General features: G+C 63.6%; 19 protein-coding genes and 1 tRNA gene. 12 read left to right on the forward strand and 8 right to left on the reverse strand.

Features of this window, described 5'->3' with window-relative positions; translation table 11 throughout:
• Positions 1-109 precede the first annotated feature (109 nt).
• Positions 110-364, forward strand: a complete 255-nt coding sequence (locus AC25Y4_RS01550) for a helix-turn-helix domain-containing protein (protein ID WP_488118607.1) — start codon at positions 110-112, stop codon at positions 362-364.
• On the opposite strand, the gene AC25Y4_RS01555 is transcribed toward AC25Y4_RS01550, so the two are convergent.
• The 3 genes from AC25Y4_RS01555 to AC25Y4_RS01565 all read right to left on the reverse strand — a co-directional run bounded on the left by AC25Y4_RS01555 (position 361) and on the right by AC25Y4_RS01565 (position 2,706).
• Positions 361-1,110 carry an ABC transporter ATP-binding protein gene (locus AC25Y4_RS01555; RefSeq protein ID WP_488118608.1) on the reverse strand — a complete coding sequence of 250 codons (750 nt, stop codon included), beginning with the start codon at positions 1,108-1,110 and terminating at the stop codon, positions 361-363. The two genes, AC25Y4_RS01550 and AC25Y4_RS01555, sit on opposite strands and share 4 nt — an antisense overlap.
• A 2-nt stretch (positions 1,111-1,112) precedes the next feature.
• Positions 1,113-1,913, reverse strand: a complete 801-nt coding sequence (locus AC25Y4_RS01560; protein WP_488118609.1) for an ABC transporter permease — start codon at positions 1,911-1,913, stop codon at positions 1,113-1,115.
• A gap of 100 nt (positions 1,914-2,013) precedes the next feature.
• Positions 2,014-2,706, reverse strand: coding sequence for a phosphocholine cytidylyltransferase family protein (locus tag AC25Y4_RS01565; RefSeq protein WP_488118610.1), 693 nt, complete (start codon positions 2,704-2,706; stop codon positions 2,014-2,016).
• A gap of 491 nt (positions 2,707-3,197) precedes the next feature.
• On the opposite strand from AC25Y4_RS01565, the gene AC25Y4_RS01570 reads away from it, so the two are divergent.
• Genes AC25Y4_RS01570 through AC25Y4_RS01580 form a run of 3 tightly spaced genes read left to right on the forward strand, consistent with a single transcriptional unit; the run spans position 3,198 to position 6,850 of the window.
• A complete protein-coding gene (locus tag AC25Y4_RS01570) occupies positions 3,198-4,964 on the forward strand; it encodes an ABC transporter ATP-binding protein (protein ID WP_488118611.1) in 1,767 nt (588 codons plus the stop codon).
• On the forward strand, positions 4,940-6,514 hold the full coding sequence (locus AC25Y4_RS01575; protein ID WP_488118612.1) for a hypothetical protein: 1,575 nt from the start codon (positions 4,940-4,942) through the stop codon (positions 6,512-6,514). The genes AC25Y4_RS01570 and AC25Y4_RS01575 overlap by 25 nt, the downstream gene beginning before the upstream one ends.
• A 51-nt stretch (positions 6,515-6,565) precedes the next feature.
• Positions 6,566-6,850: a DUF3039 domain-containing protein gene (locus AC25Y4_RS01580; RefSeq protein WP_488118613.1), complete on the forward strand. Its 285-nt coding sequence runs from the start codon at positions 6,566-6,568 to the stop codon at positions 6,848-6,850.
• A 408-nt stretch (positions 6,851-7,258) separates the two neighbouring features.
• On the opposite strand, the gene AC25Y4_RS01585 is transcribed toward AC25Y4_RS01580, so the two are convergent.
• The gene (locus AC25Y4_RS01585) at positions 7,259-8,581 is read right to left on the reverse strand and encodes a nicotinate phosphoribosyltransferase (RefSeq protein ID WP_488118614.1); all 1,323 of its coding nucleotides are present in this window, start codon (positions 8,579-8,581) and stop codon (positions 7,259-7,261) included.
• 39 nt (positions 8,582-8,620) lie between these two features.
• Between AC25Y4_RS01585 and murI the strand changes: the two genes are divergently transcribed.
• The 4 genes from murI (at position 8,621) to AC25Y4_RS01605 (ending at position 11,804) form a co-directional block, all read left to right on the forward strand.
• The gene (murI, locus tag AC25Y4_RS01590) at positions 8,621-9,487 is read left to right on the forward strand and encodes a glutamate racemase (RefSeq protein ID WP_488118615.1); all 867 of its coding nucleotides are present in this window, start codon (positions 8,621-8,623) and stop codon (positions 9,485-9,487) included.
• Positions 9,484-10,218 (forward strand): ribonuclease PH, encoded by a 735-nt coding sequence (gene rph / locus AC25Y4_RS01595; protein ID WP_488118616.1) that lies wholly within the window; start codon positions 9,484-9,486, stop codon positions 10,216-10,218. Before murI ends, rph begins: the two co-directional genes overlap by 4 nt.
• 2 nt (positions 10,219-10,220) lie before the next feature.
• Positions 10,221-10,814: an RdgB/HAM1 family non-canonical purine NTP pyrophosphatase gene (gene rdgB, locus AC25Y4_RS01600; RefSeq protein WP_488118617.1), complete on the forward strand. Its 594-nt coding sequence runs from the start codon at positions 10,221-10,223 to the stop codon at positions 10,812-10,814.
• A gap of 78 nt (positions 10,815-10,892) precedes the next feature.
• The gene (locus AC25Y4_RS01605) at positions 10,893-11,804 is read left to right on the forward strand and encodes a cation diffusion facilitator family transporter (protein WP_488118618.1); all 912 of its coding nucleotides are present in this window, start codon (positions 10,893-10,895) and stop codon (positions 11,802-11,804) included.
• A gap of 30 nt (positions 11,805-11,834) precedes the next feature.
• Here AC25Y4_RS01605 and AC25Y4_RS01610 read toward each other — a convergent pair whose 3' ends face one another.
• The 4 genes from AC25Y4_RS01610 to AC25Y4_RS01625 form a co-directional block, all read right to left on the reverse strand.
• The gene (locus AC25Y4_RS01610; protein ID WP_488118619.1) at positions 11,835-12,566 is read right to left on the reverse strand and encodes a DedA family protein; all 732 of its coding nucleotides are present in this window, start codon (positions 12,564-12,566) and stop codon (positions 11,835-11,837) included.
• Between the two features lie 123 nt (positions 12,567-12,689).
• A complete protein-coding gene (locus AC25Y4_RS01615; RefSeq protein WP_488118620.1) occupies positions 12,690-13,340 on the reverse strand; it encodes a DedA family protein in 651 nt (216 codons plus the stop codon).
• Between the two features lie 4 nt (positions 13,341-13,344).
• Complete coding sequence (locus AC25Y4_RS01620) at positions 13,345-13,980, reverse strand: biliverdin-producing heme oxygenase (protein ID WP_488119509.1); 636 nt, start codon at positions 13,978-13,980, stop codon at positions 13,345-13,347.
• A 91-nt stretch (positions 13,981-14,071) separates the two neighbouring features.
• Positions 14,072-14,153: transfer RNA gene (locus tag AC25Y4_RS01625), tRNA-Leu, on the reverse strand.
• 118 nt (positions 14,154-14,271) lie between these two features.
• Between AC25Y4_RS01625 and AC25Y4_RS01630 the strand changes: the two genes are divergently transcribed.
• Genes AC25Y4_RS01630 through AC25Y4_RS01645 form a run of 4 tightly spaced genes read left to right on the forward strand, consistent with a single transcriptional unit; the run spans position 14,272 to position 17,536 of the window.
• Positions 14,272-15,504, forward strand: a complete 1,233-nt coding sequence (locus tag AC25Y4_RS01630) for a TadA family conjugal transfer-associated ATPase (protein WP_488118621.1) — start codon at positions 14,272-14,274, stop codon at positions 15,502-15,504.
• The gene (locus tag AC25Y4_RS01635) at positions 15,501-16,364 is read left to right on the forward strand and encodes a type II secretion system F family protein (protein WP_488118622.1); all 864 of its coding nucleotides are present in this window, start codon (positions 15,501-15,503) and stop codon (positions 16,362-16,364) included. The genes AC25Y4_RS01630 and AC25Y4_RS01635 overlap by 4 nt, the downstream gene beginning before the upstream one ends.
• A complete protein-coding gene (locus AC25Y4_RS01640; RefSeq protein WP_488118623.1) occupies positions 16,361-17,299 on the forward strand; it encodes a type II secretion system F family protein in 939 nt (312 codons plus the stop codon). Before AC25Y4_RS01635 ends, AC25Y4_RS01640 begins: the two co-directional genes overlap by 4 nt.
• A 45-nt stretch (positions 17,300-17,344) precedes the next feature.
• Positions 17,345-17,536: a hypothetical protein gene (locus AC25Y4_RS01645; protein ID WP_488118624.1), complete on the forward strand. Its 192-nt coding sequence runs from the start codon at positions 17,345-17,347 to the stop codon at positions 17,534-17,536.
• Positions 17,537-17,541: the final 5 nt, after the last annotated feature.

Consider the following 17,541-nt stretch of genomic DNA (forward strand, 5'->3'; position numbering starts at 1 on the left):
GGTGCGCCGTGATCGTTGTTGAAACCGTCCTGCTGTGGCTATATGTACAGCACGGTGACGCCAATGGTGGGGGGACGACATGTCGGTTCAGAGGTCAGAGGCTTCGCGAATGCTGGGAATCCGTATGAGGCAGCGGAGATTGGCGCTCGATCTCAACCAGGAGACGGTGGCTCATCTGGCCGGCATCAACGTATCGAACTATGCGCGCATCGACAGGGGCAACGGCAACCCAACGTTCCATACGTTGATCCGCCTGGCTGTGGTGCTGGGGATGGAGCCCAGCGAGCTGCTCGCCGATTTCACCGCTGAGCACCTGCCGCCCACCCGGGATGACGCTCGCGCGCCAACCCCGTCTCGCACCTAAGCCTTGGCCGGCGTGACGCCGTAGTCCTCGTTGTATTTCGCCAGCACCTCGGTGATGGGGGCGTCCAGCACGAGGGCGCCCTTGTCGAGGTACAGGCCTCGGGTGCAGAACCGGCGGAGATCACGCTCGTTGTGTGAGACGAAGAACAGCGTCCGACCGCCGGCGAGAAGCTCCTCAATCCGGCGGTAGCACTTTTCGCGGAAGGCCTTGTCGCCAACGGCGAGCACTTCGTCAACGAGGATGATCGGCTCTTCCAGACGCGAAATCACGGCGAACGCGATGCGAACCTTCATGCCGCTGGAGAGGTGCTTATACGGCGTATCGATGAAATCGCCGATCTCAGCGAAATCGATGATGTCGTCGAAACGCGACTCGATCTGCTTCTTGGTCATCCCGTGGAGTCCTGCGGTCAGGAAGACGTTGTCTCGCACGCTCAGATCGTCGACGAACCCGCCGGTGATCTCGATCAGGGGTGCGACGCCCTCGTCGACCTTGACGGTGCCCTCATCGGGGAGCACAACGCCGGTGACCAGCTTCAACAGCGTCGACTTGCCCTGGCCATTGCGGCCGACGACGCCGATTGCTTCGCCGCGCTCGACGCTGAAGGAGACGTTGCGAAGCGCCCAGAACTCGCCGGGCCGACTGCGCCGTTTGCTTCCGGCGAAGAGGTCCTTGAAGGTTCGGCGTCCGCGCCTGTTGCGGCGGAAGCGGATGCCGACATCCGTCAATGTGATTACCGGCGCCATCGTTAGATCTCCTTCAAGACGGCGCGCTCGGTGCGCGAGAAGACGAGAAGTCCTATACCGAGGAAGGCGAAGGAGATCACAGCGCCAACACCTACCACGAACCAGTCCAGCTGATCAGGGAAGAACGCCGCCCGGTAGAGGCTGAAGATCCCGCTGAGCGGGTTGAATGCCGCCCAGAAATGCAGTTGCTCAGGGAGGTCGCTCGTTCCGTAGATGATGGGCGACGCGTAGAACAAGAATCGAAGAATGAGTTTCACCGCGCGCTCAAGATCGCGGAAGAACACCACCAGCGGCGCGACGATGAGGCCGACGCCCGCGGTCAGTGCAGCCTGAATGATGATCGCGAGCGGGAAGTAGAGCACGTCAGCGTTGATCTGCGCGCCGTAGATCCAGGCGAACAGCAGGAGCACCGGCAGTGAAGCCACGAACTCGATGCCCTTGGAGAGAACGAGCCTGTTCACCCAAATCGTGCGCGGAATGCGCGTCGAGCGGATGAGCTTCGCCTCGCGCAGGAATGCGCGCGTGCTGTCAGCCACTGTCCCGTTGAACCACATCCACGGCAGCAGAGCCGACAACAGGAAGACGATGTACGGGTCGTTGCCGACGGTGCGCTGGAAGACCTGGGTGAAGACGAACCAGTAGATGCCCGCCATGACAAGCGGATCAAGGATCGACCAGAAATAGCCCAGTACCGACGTCGAGTAGCGAACACGCAGGTCACGCTGCGTGAGCAGCCACAGCGAATGCCGATATCGAGCGAACGGCGTGCGTTGCTCCGGCCGCACTTCGGTGTAGTTACTCACGACACCCATCGTAGAGGCGCACGGCCGCGCTCATTGCACAGCAGCATCCGCTCTGGACCAGAGCGGTTGAACGGGGCGATCAATTGCTAGGCGTCACGTGCTAGACGTAGAGGTTGGCGCGCTCGAGGTCTTCAGCGAAGTCGACCTCAACGGCGTACAGGTCAGAGATGTCGACGGGCTCCACGAGGATGTGGTTCTGCTCGATCGCAAGCTCAAGGCCGCGCTCGAAGTAGTCCTGGTCTGCCACCTTGGTGAGGTGATGCAGCAGGACTGCCTTGTCGGCGCTCGAGATGTAGTTGATGCCAACGGCTTCGCCGAGTCCGCCCTTGACGGTCTTGGAGAGCTCTTTGATGTAGCCCTCTGCGCTCGTGGTGTACTTCACTTCTTCGTCGGAGACCTTGGAGGTGTTCACGGTGACGAATGACTGGTCGCGGGACATCATGGCCGCGGCACGGTCGAGCACGGCGGGGTCGAAGACCACGTCACCGTTCATCCACAGGACACCACCTGAGGTCGATGCCTGAAGGGCACGCATCAGGCTCTTCGAGGTGTTCGTCTGGTCGTACTGCTCGTTGTACACGAACGATGCCTCTGGGAATGCCTCGATGATGTGCTCGAGCTTGTAGCCGACAACAATTGTTGCCTTGGCGGCGTTGCCAAAGGCGTGGTGGATGTTGTCGAACTGCTGCTTCATGATTGTGCGGCCGTCGGCCAGTTCGGTCAGCGGCTTCGGCAATGAGCGGCCGAGACGGCTGCCCATTCCTGCGGCAAGAATGACTACCTGAGTGGTCACGAATATCTCCTCAATAAATCCTGGGTGAGAATCGCAAGACGCGCTCAATTTTTGTGAGTTTGTCTTCCGTTTACCCATAAGTTCACGTGCAGACACATCGTTATGCCATTTTGATTGTAACTTGCCTCCCTGACGGGGGGAAAGGCGGGCGTGTCGACGTGACCAAGCTGTGATCGTTCACCCTGCGTATTCACAGGGAACCGGCAGGCTTACTTTCTGACCCGCCGCAACGGTGTCGTCCTTGGTAGGTTAGCGAGGTGACTTCTGTACCGCCGCCCTTTCAGCCAGATGACGCGACTCGCGCCAAACCGGATGATGCTGCCATCGGTTCATCGTCACCTGACAAGCCTCTGCAGGATGAGGCGTCAGGACGGATATCCGCGGGGGCGGACACCACAGCTTTGACTGCTCGGGGGGAGCACAAAACGGACACTTCATCCAACTCATCGTCAGCCAGCAGGGCTCCGCGCACTCCGCCTGCCCGAAAGCCTGTGACGCGAAAGGCTGCCGCGCCGAAGGCGACGGCAGCCAGGAAGCCGAGCGCGCCAGCAGCTGGTGCTGCGGCCGCCGCGTCGGCCGCTGAGTCAACCGAGGCAGCCGCGGAGGCAGCCACTGAGGTAGCCACTGAGGTAGCCAAGGGGGCGCCCACTGGGTCAGCCACGGCAGCTCCGGTGACTCCACGAACGCCTCCGGCCCGAAAGCCGCCGGTTCGAAAGACAGCCGCTCCGCGTCAGACGACCGAGCGTCAGCCTGCTGCGGCCCGCAAGCCCAAGGCGACCCCAGCACAGAGCGCTGCAGCCCTGGTTGAGGGGGCGAGCGTGCTCTCTGAGAAGAAGTCGGCCCCGGCAGCGACTCCCGTACCTGCCGACGCGTCAGCAGAGTCGGCGCCCACGACGGCAGCCGCTGTCACTCAAGCCACGCCCGAACGCCCGAAGCGCCCGACGACCACGCAGGCGCGAGCCGCTGCCGCAGCCAAGACTGCCGCAGCACGGGAGGCCGCCGCTCAGCGAACGGCCGCCAGGGCTGCAGCGTCGAAGGCTGCCGCAGAGCGCGCCGCTGCTGCGCGTGCAGCCGCCGGTCTGGCGGCCGCGACTGCCGAGGCCGAGGCCGCCCAGGCAGAGGCTGCGGCGCAGGCCAAGGCCACAGCTCACGAGGCCCAGGCCGCGGAAGCTGCCCAACTTGCTGAAGCTGCCCGGCTCGCAGATGTCGCGGAGGCTGCAGAACGAGCCGAACGCGCACGCGCCGCAGACGCCGCATTCACGCAGGCGCTGGCACACGCAGAAGCCCCTGCTCCGGCATCCGCTGCTGTTGTGGCCGCCCAGGTGACAGAGGTCTTGCCTGCTCTCGTCGCTACAACGCCGGCATCCGCTCCGGCTCCGGCATCCGCTCCGGCGAAAAAGACCAAGACGGCAAAGCAGCCGCGCAAGACGACACCGCCGACCGATACGTCGTCGGCGATTGCTGTGCCCGTCGCCGGCGTGCCCGCTGTGAACAACAACCCCGTGGTGCTGTCGGTGTCGAACCTGACGAAGAGCTTCGGGCAGAATCTGGCCGTCGACGGGATCGATATTGAGGTCCAGGCCGGATCGTTCTACGGGATCGTCGGACCGAACGGCGCCGGAAAGACCACGACGTTGTCCATGATCACCGGGCTGCTGCGCCCGGATTCAGGGTCGATCAACGTGAACGGTATCGATGTGTGGTCTGATCCGATCGCGGCAAAGCGCATTATTGGTGTGCTGCCTGACCGCCTTCGGTTGTTCGACCGCCTCACCGGTGCACAGTTGCTGTACTACTCCGGCGTTCTGCGGGGGATCGACAATGACACCGTTCGCGCTCGTTCTGCCGACCTGGCTGCGGCCTTCGGCTTGGAAGACGCGTTGAACCGGTTGGTCGCAGACTATTCCGCCGGTATGACGAAGAAGATCGCACTGGCCTGCGCCATGATCCACTCCCCGCGAGTGCTGATCCTCGACGAGCCGTTCGAATCAGTCGACCCGGTCTCCGCGGTGAACGTCACGGAGATCCTGCAGAAATACGTCGCAAGCGGGGGCACTGTTGTGCTCTCCAGCCACGGCATGGACATGATCCAGCGAGTGTGTGATCGTGTCGCGATCATCGTCCAGGGGCGCGTCCTCGCGTCGGGGACTATCGATGAGGTTCGTGGCGAGATGTCGCTGGAAGATCGATTCGTGGAACTCGCCGGCGGGCGCAAGGTAGCGGAAGGTATGGAATGGTTGCACAGTTTTTCGGACTAAAACTCCGGCTGCTCGCAAACCTGTTCCGACGTAGTCCCTGGCAAATCGTGGGGCTCGTTGTCGGCTTGCTCTACGCGCTGGCAGTTTCGGTCGGACTCGCTGCGGTGCTGATCGGCCTTCGATTCATCGGTGACATTGAGCTGGTTCGAAACGCCATGATCGTGGGCGGTTCGCTTGTCGTGCTCGGGTTCATCGTGCTGCCGTTGATCTTCGGCGTCGACGACTCCATGGATCCTCGGTCGTTCTCGCTCCTGGCGATTCCGAATCGCACGCTGTCATTTGGCCTTGCGCTCTCGTCGGTGATCGGCATTCCCGCAATCGCCCTGACCATCGTGCTGCTTGGCAGCGTGTTCACCTGGTCTCGGGGCATTGGCGAGACGCTTCTCGCCATCATCGCCGCGGCGCTGCTGTTGGCAACGTGCATGCTGGCGTCCAGGGTGAGTACCTCCATGGCCGCCTTCCTGCTCGCAACTCGCCGCTCGCGGGAGTTCACCGGCATCCTCGGGCTTCTGCTGCTCGTCGTCATCTCCCCGGCCATCATCGTTGTGCTCACCATGGACTGGACGCGCTACGGACTCGACCTGCTCGAGGGGCTGGCAGCGATTCTCGGCTGGACTCCGCTCGGCGCGGCCTGGGCTGTTCCAGCGGATGCCGCGAACGGCGACTGGGGACTGGCACTCCTGCGCCTGGTCATCGCATCGGCCACGATGTACCTACTGTGGCTGGCCTGGCAAGGCCTCGTCGCTCGTATGCTCGTCACGCCGGAGCGTGAAGCACAGATCAAGCAGTACGGAGGCCTCGGCTGGTTCGACCGGATGCCAGCCAACTCCGTCGGCGCGATTGCGGCGCGGAGCCTGACCTACTGGGGCAGGGACTCCCGCTACTGGGTGTCGCTCATCATGATTCCTGTCGTGCCTGTTCTGGCGATCGTGCCGCTGGCGATCGCCGGGGTACCAACCGATGCCCTTGCGCTGGTGCCGGTTCCCCTGATGTGCGTGTTCCTCGGCTGGGCCATGCACAATGACGTCGCCTACGACAACACGGCGATCTGGTTGCACATCGTGTCGGGCGCCCGTGGCGTGCCCGACCGTATCGGGCGCGCCATCCCCGCACTCCTGGTGGGCATCCCGTTGATCGGTATCGGCACAGTGTTGAGCATGTGGGCATACGGAGACTGGGCCGCGCTGCCGGCCATGCTCGGAGTCAGCACCTGCATCCTCTTGGCCGGCTGCGGATTCTCCAGCTACACCTCAGCCCGCTTCCCGTACCCCGTGGCCAAGCCGGGCGACAGCCCCTTCGCGCAACCGCAGTCATCAGACACCGCATCCGCTCTCATCCAGTCGGTCAGCTTTATCGGCTCCGTCGTGGTGTCGCTGCCCGTCATCGCGTTCGCTCTTCTTGGCCTGCTCGTTGACCCGGTGTGGTATTTCCCCGCACTGTATTCCGGTGTCGGAATCGGTGTTCTTGCGCTTACCGGCGGTATTTGGCTCGGGGCAGTGACGTTCGAGCGGCGCGGCCCGGAGATGCTGTCTTCCGCTCTCCGTGCCTAACTCACAGCGCAGGCGAAGCACGGGTGCGCCAGACCGAATTAGACTAGGCGTATGACTGAACAATTCCGTGCGAGCATTGCAGACCCAGGCCAGCCAGGTGGGGGAACGTCGACGCTTGACCGCGAACTGGAAGAACTCCTGAACCAGGAGCAGATCGAGCCGGGCGACCACGAGCGTTTCTCGCACTATGTGCCGAAGGACAAGATCCTCGAATCGGCCATCACGGGTAAGCCCGTCAAAGCGCTGTGCGGCAAGAAGTGGCTGCCGGGCCGCGACCCGGAGAAGTTCCCAGTGTGCCCGACGTGCAAGTCAATCTTCGAAAACATGAAGCCGTAACTGCTTGCCCGTGGTCGTTGAGGATCGGTTTCCCCTCGTCGAGTGAGGTGCCGCTCAGCGTCCACGCCCAGTGACCTGCCTCGCGTGCCCCTCGTCGATTGAGAAGTCGCTCGGCGCTCTCGCGGAGTGAGTAGCAGCGAGCGGATAGACGCCTACGCGAGCCAACCCACGCGCATCCGTTCGAGAGGCTCGAGAGATGCGCGACCGGTCCTGCGGCCGCCGTCGCTGGCCAACGCTGCGGTTCGAGGCGTCACGAGTACGGCGTGGTCGCGAATACAGGATGAATCGGCCATGTGTCGTCGAAAACAGGACGGATCGCGCTCTCTTCGGTAATGGTTCCTGTATTGGCGACGCACGCACCGATCGCCGCGAGATGCAGCCTCGTTCGCCGCTTGCGGCTACTGACTACTACCGGTAGCTGGTGGGAATCACGGGGTCGCCGTGACCAAGTCGGAACGCCTGGATGGGCAGTTCCTGCATCGCCAGCGCGTGATGCGCGCGAGCGCGTTCGGTTCCCGCGATGCCCAGGTACTGGTCATCAACGACGCCAGAGGTGATGAGCGGGACGAGCAGGCGGCGTTCGTTTCCGTCGTCAATCGCTTCTGGCTCTCCCATCGGCCCATCGCCGAGCAGCACGATCTCCTCGCGGGCGATGCCCGACGAGTCGAGGCGCCTGACCGCATTCTTCCGACCGCCAACGGATGCCTTCGACGCTGACGTCTTGGCGACGGAGACCCAGTCCCCGTTGTCGTTGGTGTGCGCGACCAGCTTGTAGACCATTCCGGCGGCGGGGGATCCTGAACCAGTTACGACGGATGTTCCAACGCCGAACGCGTTGACCGGCGACCCCGACAGGGCAGCAATCGAGTACTCGTCCAGGTCACTGGTCACCGTGATGGTGGTGTTGACGGCGCCCAGTTCGTCGAGTTGGCGCCTGGCCGCTGCGACAACGGTTGGCAGGTCGCCGGAGTCGATCCGGATGGCGCCCAGCTGGGGGCCAGCGACCTCGACGGCCAGCGAGATGCCGTTTTCGATGTTGTAGGTGTCGACCAGCAGCGTGGTCTCAGGGCCGAATGCGGCGACCTGGGCCCTGAACGCGTCAGCTTCTGTGTCGTGCAGCAGCGTGAAGGAGTGTGCGGCTGTGCCCATGGTGGGGATGCCCCATGCCCGACCTGCTTCCATGTTGCTGGTCGCTGCGAAGCCGGCGATGTACGCGGCACGCGCTGCGGCGACGGCCGAGTATTCGCTGGTGCGTCGCGAGCCCATCTCCGCGATCGGACGGTCGAGGGCCACCGACACCATGCGCGCCGCGGCGCTGGCGACAGAGGTGTCGTAGTTGAGGACGCTCAGGATGAGCGTCTCAAGGATGACGCCCTCAGCAAACGTTCCTTCGACGAGGAACAGGGGAGAGCCGGGGAAGTAGACCTCGCCCTCCTGGTACCCCCACACGTCGCCACTGAAGGAGTAGTTGGCGAGCCAGTCGAGAGTGGGCTGGCGCACAACAGAGTTGTCCTGCAGCCAGGTGATCTCGTCATCCGTGAATCTGAACTGGGTGATCAGTTCCAGCAGCCGACCGGTGCCGGCTAAGACGCCGTAGCGTCGCCCATCTGGGAGGCGTCTGGCGAAGGCTTCGAACATGCAGTCGCGATCGGCGGTGCCGCTCTGGATGGCGGCATCCACCATCGTGAGTTCGTAGCGGTCGGTGCGAAGTGCGGAGGAAGGTGCGGTCACAGGAGAAAGCCTAGCCACCCGCGCGGCTAAGCTTGTGACGTGACGGATGCACCGATTGGAATCTTCGACTCCGGCGTAGGCGGCCTGACGGTGGCCAGGGCCATCAAGGACCAGCTGCCGAACGAATCGATTCTCTATATCGGCGATACGGCTCACTCTCCTTATGGGCCCAAGAAGATCGCGACCGTGCGCAAGTACGCGCTCGATGTGCTCGATGACCTGGTCGCGCAAGACGTCAAGATGCTCGTGATTGCGTGCAACACGGCATCCGCTGCAATGCTGCGTGACGCGCGCGAACGCTACAGCGTTCCTGTGATCGAGGTCATCCAGCCAGCCGTTCGACGAGCGGTGGCCACGACGCGCAATAAGCGCGTCGGCGTGATCGGCACGGTCGGCACCGTCAAGTCCCGCGCATACGAAGATGCCTTCGCCGCCGCGACCGACCTGTCATTGTTCACGCAGTCGTGCCCGCGGTTCGTGGAGTTCGTTGAGGCTGGTGTGACCACGGGTGACGAGGTCCTCGCCGTTGCGGCCGAGTACCTCGCGCCGCTCCAGGATGCCGGCGTCGACACGCTCGTCCTCGGCTGCACGCACTATCCGTTCCTGAAGGGCGTGCTCTCCTACGTCATGGGGGAAGACGTGACGCTGGTCTCGAGCGACACGGAGACCGCCAACGATGTCTACCGCGTTCTGGTCAGCCAGGGCATGCTGCGCACGGCATCCACCCCTCCCAGCTACCGCTACGAAGCGACGGGCAGCAGCGAAGCTGACTTCCTCCGCCTGGCCCACCGCCTGATCGGCCCAGAAGTCTCGCGGGTCGACCTCGTGCACACGGGCGCCCTGAATCTTGGTGCGCTGTCGCACCGCACCGCATCGAACCCATCACTCACCAAGGAGAATTCGTGACCGACACCCTGCGCTCAGACGGACGCACCAACGACGAGCTGCGTCCCATCACCATCGAACGTGGCTGGAGCGACCAGGCCGAAGGGTCTGCCCTCATCTCGTTCGGCCGCACCAAGGTGCTGTGCACCGCATCGTTCACCAACGGCGTTCCGCGCTGGATGGCCGGCAAGGGCAAGGGCTGGGTGACGGCTGAATACTCGATGCTGCCCCGCTCGACCAACGACCGCATGGACCGCGAGTCGGTGCGTGGCAAGATCGGTGGCCGTACGCACGAGATCAGCCGCCTCATCGGCCGCAGCCTGCGCGCTGTCGTCGACATGAAGGCGCTCGGCGAGAACACCATTGTGATCGACTGCGACGTGCTGCAGGCCGACGGTGGCACGCGCACCGCTGCGATCACCGGCGCATACGTTGCCCTGGCCGACGCGCTGGAGTGGGGTCGCCAGAAGAAGTTCATCGGCCAGAAGGCCGTTCCGCTCATCGACAGCGTTGCCGCTGTCTCCGTCGGCATCATCGACGGCTCGCCCATGCTTGACCTCGCCTACGTTGAAGACGTGCGCGCCGAAACCGACATGAACGTCGTCGTCACCGGCCGTGGACTGTTCGTCGAGGTGCAGGGCACCGCAGAGGGCGCGCCATTCGACCGCCGCGAGCTCGACTCGCTCCTCGACCTGGCTCTCGGGGGAGCCGTGACCCTGACCGAGTTCCAGAAGAAGGCGCTCGGGGCGTAACCATGGTCAAAATCGTTCTCGCCACCCACAACCAGCACAAGGTGGAGGAGCTGCGTCGAATTCTGGAGCCTCAGCTCCCCGGCATCGAGGTGCTGGCCTATGACGGACCTGAGCCAGTGGAGAACGGTGCCACGTTCACGGAGAACGCGCTGATCAAGGCCCGTGCCGCTGCGGCGCACACGGGGCTGCCCGCCATCGCTGACGACTCTGGTATCTGCGTCGATGTTCTCGGTGGTTCCCCCGGCATCTTCTCTGCGCGCTGGGCCGGTCCGGCCAGGGATGCCACTGAGAACCTCGAACTGCTGCTCTGGCAGCTGAGCGACATGGGCGACGAGCATCGTGCAGCGCACTTCACCTGCGTTGCAGCCCTGGCTACCCCTGACGGCGCCGAACACGCGGTGACGGGGAAGTGGCCTGGCCGCATCCTGCGAGAGACCGCGGGCACGCACGGCTTCGGCTACGACCCGATCTTCCACCCAGACGGATCAGACGTATCAGCCGCCGAAATGGATCCGGCCGTCAAGAACAGCACCAGCCACCGGGCTATCGCCTTCGAGAAGCTCATCCCGATCGTGCAGGAGTTGGCCGCTCGCTGAAGCGCTGCTGAGAACGGCACTCATTCCCAACTGTGTGGGGCGCTGGCGATTGTTCGCCGGCCCCCGTACCGTTGAAGTATGGGTCACGATCACAGCCACGGCACGCAGACGAATCGCCGGCGTCTGGTGATCGTGATCGCCATTGTGGCGTTCGTGCTTGTCATCGAGGTCGTCGGTGCATGGTTGACCGGTTCCCTGGCGTTGCTGGCGGATGCCGGCCACATGTTCTCCGACCTGGCTGGGTTGATCATCGCCCTCATCGCCACCATTGTTGCGGCCAGGCCGGCGACTGATCGGCAGACGTTCGGCTATCAGCGCGCCGAGGTGTTCGGCGCTTTGATCAACGGGTTGATCCTCATCGGCGTTGCCGTGTCCGTCGTGGTCGGTGCCGTCATCCGGCTGACTTCAGCGGCACCGGGGGAGGTGCACGGCGGGCCGATGCTGATCGTCGCTGTGGTTGGTCTGGTCGCCAACATCGCAGCCCTGCTGCTGCTGCGCCCAGCCGCCTCCCACTCGATCAACATGCGGGGCGCGTACCTCGAAGTGCTGGGCGACGCCCTCGGCTCTCTTGCCGTCATCGTTGCGGCCGTGATCATTCTCACCACCGGCTTCCAGCAGGCCGACTCGATCGCCTCGCTCCTCATCGCCCTCATGATCGCGCCGCGGGCGTACTCGCTGCTGCGGGATGCCGTTCGGGTGTTGAGCGAGGCAGCGCCTGCCGACACCGATGTGGCACAGATCCGCAGCCACATCCTGGAAACTCCTGGCGTCGTGGCCGTGCACGATGTGCACGTCTGGGCCATCACCTCTGGCGCGCACGTCTTCACCGCGCATGTGGTCGTTGAACCCGGCGTCCTTAACTCCGGTGGCGCGGGCCGCCTGCTCGATCAATTGGGCGGATGCCTGTCAGAGCACTTCGACGTCGATCACTCGACGTTCCAGCTTGAGCCGGCTGAGCATGCTGGCCACGAGGAGCACTCGCACGCCTGACGGTGCGTGAGCGGCATCCGCTGACTCTTGTTACGCCTCTGGCTTGGCGTCGGGGTGCGGCGCGTTGAAGACGTCGGGGTCGAGCGCGAGGTCTTCACCGTGTACGACGCCGCTCTTTGCCGCATGACGGGCCTTGAGACTGGACTGCACGTAGTGAATCACCGTGGGAATCAAAGTGATGAAGACGGCGCCGAGCAGAATGATGTCGATGTACTCCTTGACGAAGTCAGCGACGGGCGGAATGTTGTTCAGGAGGTATCCGGCGTAGGTGAGGCCTGCTCCCCAGACCATCGCGCCGATGAAGTTGTAGATCGAGTACTTGCGGTAATTCATGTGGCCGACGCCGGCCGCAACCGGAGCGAAGGTGCGCACGATCGGAACGAAACGGGCCAGGACGACCGCGAGACCACCGAAGCGCGTGAAGAATGCGTTGGTGCGTCTCACATTGGCAACGCTGAAGATGCCGGATTCTTTTCGTTCGAAGACCTTCGGGCCGAGCTTGTGGCCGATCAGGTAGCCGACTTCTCCGCCGAGGAATGCAGCGAACCCGATGGCCAGGCAGACCCACCAGATATCAATGTTGATAAGTGTGCCAGTGAGGAGCCCCGTGATCACCAGCAGGGTGTCACCAGGGAGCAGGAATCCGACCAGGAGCCCGGTCTCAGCAAAGACGATCGCGCAAACGATGAGGAGCGCCCATGGCCCGGCGGATTGAATAATCAGTTCCGGGTCTAGCCAAGGGATCAATGCGGTATTAACCAAGGGGGAATCTCCAGTGGACGCGGTCAAGTCAGAGCTGTGGCGATGATCGCTGCGGTTCTCCAAGGCTAACGTGTTGGTCGGACTCGCAGAGGGGGGCTAGCCTCCAGAAGTGCCGTGAGTTTCTTACTGTTCAGCAGCTATTTTCTTCTGTTCGGCTCTGTCTGCCCGCCAGGTGCGAATTCCGAAAACGATGGACGCCGCGATGAATATACCAGCAATGACATATGCCGCACTTTTCACGCCGGGAATTGACGCTGCGTAATAGCCAACCAGCGTGAGGCCGACGCCCCAGGCGAGCGCTCCCACGAGGTTGCTCGTGAGGAATTTGTAGTAGTTCATCCGGCCGACACCGGCGACGACGGGAACGAGCACGCGAGCCCATGGCATGAATCGGGCGATCACGACTGACCACCATCCGTACTTGCGATAGAACGATTCGGTTTTGACAACGGCGAGGGCCGTTCGTCTCCCTCCGCGGCGGTCGAGGTAGCCCCGGCCGTACCGGCGTCCGAGCAGGAAACCGACCTGGTCGCCGAGGAACGCGGCGATGCCTGTGCCGACGGCAAGGATCACGATGTTGAGGTTGTCTGAAGATGCCGCGACGAGGCCGGAGGCGAAGAGGAGTGAATCTCCCGTGATGAACGGGATGAAGACCCCGAGGAAGAGAGCCGTGCCCGCAAAGACCAGGCCCCAGACGAGCAGGTAGAACAGGATCGCCCCTGAGTGGGCGAAGATGTCGGCCAGTTGCCCATCGAGGGCGGAGGCACGAACCATCTCGCTATCCCGCCAGTTCGTCGAAGATTGCGCCGTTGAACGAGAAGGCAGCGTCAACCTCGCGTACGAGCACGTCGATCTCGCCCTGATCGAGCGTCAGCGCGTTCATGCCATCGCGGTAGGCGCGCTTGTAGGGCACGATGTCGCCGATGTCGGTGAACGTGAAGAAGGTGAGCTGCTCTGGCGTAGCGCCATAGTGGCGTGTGACGAGGCGAGAAATGGCCTGCCCACCCGACAGGTCGCCGAGGTAGCGCGTGTAGTGGTGCGCGAGGCATTCGAGCCCGTCGTCTGCGCCCAGGCTGTTCAGGTGTGCGACGTAGGCAGCCGTTGCCGGCAGCGGTCGGTGGCTGACGCGCCAATCTGCGGCGCCGAGAGCAGCCAGGTCATTTTCAATCGATGCGAGACGGGACAGGCGGGCGTCGAACAGCTCGTAGCCATCGATCTGCGCGACCAGGTTCTCCAGCGCTTCGTACACCCAGCCGTACTGTGCCAGGTACCGGGTGTAGTCAGCCAACGACAACTCGCCACGCATCAGCTGCGTGATGAAGGTGCGATTCTCTGTGCTTTTGTGCTGCTCGCTCGAGCCGGATCGAATGAGATCGGCAAGATCTACGGGTTCAGCGGCAAGAGTCGAGGTCATCACAGCACCAGTCTTCGAAGGGGAATGTAAGGCAATGCTAACCTAACAGCGTCGCGCCGTGCAGGCTTTTCTGGCCTTATCACTACCCCAGTGCGGGAGAGGGGACTTGAACCCCCACGCTCGAAAGCACAGGATCCTAAATCCTGCGTGTCTGCCAATTTCACCACTCCCGCGAGTGCCGTTCTAGTGTACGGGCAACGAGCCTGTCCTCGTGTCTCGTCGGCGTTCGTTGGCCATCCGCTCTGTGGATAAGTTCTGCGGGCAAACGTGCGGGTAGAGCATCATGCAGGGATGAGTGAGGCTGTCCGCACCATCATCGAGCAGGTTCGTGTTCGGGTGCGCCGCGAGGGCGTCGACCTCAGCTCCGATGGTGTGCTCGCTGAGAAGTATGTGCACGACGAAGTTCGTCGGTACAGCGAGCTAGCACTCGGCGGTTCGCTTCCGCTGCTGGCAGACGAGGGGCAGGCGGCCAGGGAGGTGGTCGCCACACTCACCGGGTTTGGTGCCCTGCAGCCATTGCTCGACGACCCGGATATCGAGGAGATCTGGATCAATTCGCCCACCAGGGTGTTCATCGCTCGCAATGGTGTCCCGGAGTTGACGAGCCTGCTGCTGACCGAGCGGGAGGTGCGCGACCTGGTCGAGCGGATGCTGCAGGCCTCCGGTCGCCGCGTTGACCTGTCCTCCCCGTTTGTCGACGCATCCCTCCCCGACGGCTCTCGGTTGCACGTCGTCATTCCCGACATCACCCAGAAGCACTGGGCAGTGAACGTTCGCAAGTTCACGGCACGCATCCGAGACCTGAACCAACTCGTCGCCCTGGGCTCGCTCAGCCACCACGCCGCCGAGTTCCTCCGGATGTGCGTTCTGGCCGGGCAGAACATCCTGGTGTCCGGCGCGACCCAGACCGGCAAGACGACCATGCTGAACGCCCTGCTCTCCGCCTCCAGACACAACGAGCGCATCGTGACGGTGGAGGAGACCTTCGAGCTCGACGTGAACGCGCGCGATGTCGTCGCCATGCAGTGCAGGCAGGCCAGCCTCGAGGGCACGGGGGAGATCACGCTTCGCAAGTTGATCAAGGAGTCATTGCGGATGCGCCCCGATCGGCTGGTTGTCGGTGAAGTGCGCGAAGCGGAGAGCCTCGACCTCCTCATCGCGCTCAACAGCGGGTTGCCAGGGATGTGTTCGATCCATGCCAACAGTGCGCGCGACGCGCTCTCGAAACTGTCCACGCTGCCCTTGTTGGCCGGGCGCAACATCGACTCCGCGTTCGTGCTGCCGACCGTGGCCAGCTGCATCGACATCGTGGTGCACTGCGAGATCGATCGACATGGCAGGCGCCGTGTGTCGGAGATCATCGCTCCGAGCGGCGGGCTATCCGGCACCCTGATCGAAGCGAGCCCGATCTTCCTCATCTCCTCAGGCGTGTTGGAGGCCACCGGCGGCTATCCGACGAAACTCACGAAGTTTGAGGCGGCGGGTTTCGACCCGGCGCTGGTACTGAGGGGTGACCCCCGATGATCCTCATCGTTGGCTGCACGCTCGGCTGCGGGATGGTGCTCACCATTTCTCCGCTGTTGTGGCCGGCCCACCGCAGGAGCCAGTCGGTGAAGCCCGGCCCGTTCGATATCGTGCGGGCGAGATTGACGCAGGCCGGCCTGGCATCCGTTCCCGTTTCGGCATTCCTGCTGCTCTCGGCCCTCGTTGGCATAGTCGGCGCAGCGCTCAGCCACGCCATCATCGGGGTGATGGCGATCACGATCGCGGCCGGCTGCGCGGCGCTCGCGCTGCCGACTCTGCTGGTCATGGTGAAGGCGAAGTCCAGGCGTATCGCCACCCGCATGGTGTGGCCGGATGTCGTTGATCACCTGGTCTCTGCGGTGCGCTCGGGGCTCGCGCTGCCCGACAGCGTCAGCAGCCTCGCGCTCACAGGGCCGCAGGAGACTCGACAGGCATTTGCAGAGTTCGAGCAGGAGTACCGAACGACGGGAAGCTTCTCCCACGCCATCGACCGGCTGAAGGCGACCCTGGCTGACCCGGTCGCCGATCGAATCCTGGAGACATTGCGCATGGCGCGAGAGGTGGGCGGAAGCGACCTCACCCAGGTACTGCGCAGTCTGGCGGCGTGGCTCAGGCAGGATGCCGCGATCAGGCAGGAGGCAGAGGCCAGGCAGTCGTGGGTTATGAACGCGGCCAAGCTCGGCGTAGCAGCTCCATGGATCATCCTCGTCCTCCTCGCATCGCGACCGGAGGCCGCCGTGGCGTACAACTCGGCCTCAGGTCTCGTCGTCATCGTGAGCGGTCTCGCGGTGTCGATCGTCGCATACCGGGTGATGATCGCACTGGGGAAGCTACCTGAAGAGAAGCGGTGGTTTCAGTGAGCTCGACAGTGGCTTTGGCACTGCTCTGCGGAACGACCCTGGGTCTCGGGCTCTGGTCGCTGGTGAGCCTCGTGCCCAGGCTCTCTCGCCCGCGGCTGGTTGATCGCGTCGCTCCTTACGTGCTGGACGTCTCTGCCGAGGCCCGCCTCTTCGTGGGCAGGCGGAGTACCGACCCGCTGCCCGTGCTCGGGTCGCTCTTCGCTCCGATGTTCAACCGCGGCACGACCGCACTCTCCCGGGTGCTCGGCGGGTCGGACACGATCCGGCAACGGCTCCAGCAGGCGGGCTCCGCTATGTCGCTGCAGCAGTTCAGGTCTGAACAACTGTTGTGGGGCGTTGCCGGCCTGGCTGGCGGTGTGTTTCTCGTTGCCGTGTCGCCAGCCTTCAGCACTGTGCCGTTGATTGTGCGCGCACTGTTCCCGCTCGTCGCCGCAGGCTGCGCTGGCCTCGCTCGCGACCTGATCCTGCAGCGCGCGGCGAAAGCCAGGCTTGCTCGCATGGAAAGCGAGCTCCCGACGGTGCTGGAGTTCCTCACCTTGTCGCTCTCGGCCGGGGAAGGGATCCTGGATTCCCTGCGGCGCGTGTCTGCCTCAAGTTCCGGTGAACTCTCCGCCGAACTGGCTGGCGTGATCGGCGAGGTACGCACCGGGGTTCCACTGGCGGATGCGTTGAACCGCTTGGCAGAGCGGCTCCAACTTCCAGCGCTCACCCGGTGCGTCGACCAGATCACGAATGCGCTGGAACGCGGTTCACCGCTGGCCGAGGTGCTGCGCGCACAGGCCCAGGACGCCCGTGAAGAGACCAAACGCCGTCTGCTCGAAACCGTGGGAAAGAAGGAGGTCGCCATGCTCGTGCCCTTGGTGTTCCTCATCCTCCCGCTGACCGTACTTTTCGCGATATTTCCAGGCATTTTCGTGCTCCAGACGGGCTTTTGAGTTCGTCATCCACCACCACAGTCACCCCGCGAGAAAGGAATCCTGATGGCCACGATCAACAGCATTGCCACCGACACTTCGCACCACGACAGTCGCCCCGACGAGCGGGGAGATGTCCCCGGCTGGGTGCTCATCACGCTCATGACGGCAGGACTGGTCGTCATCATCTGGGGACTGGCCGGACCGGCGCTCAGCGGTGTGTTCCAACAGGCCATCGATCGCGTCAGCGGATTCTAGATCGC

This window comes from Leifsonia sp. Y878, from assembly GCF_057669685.1.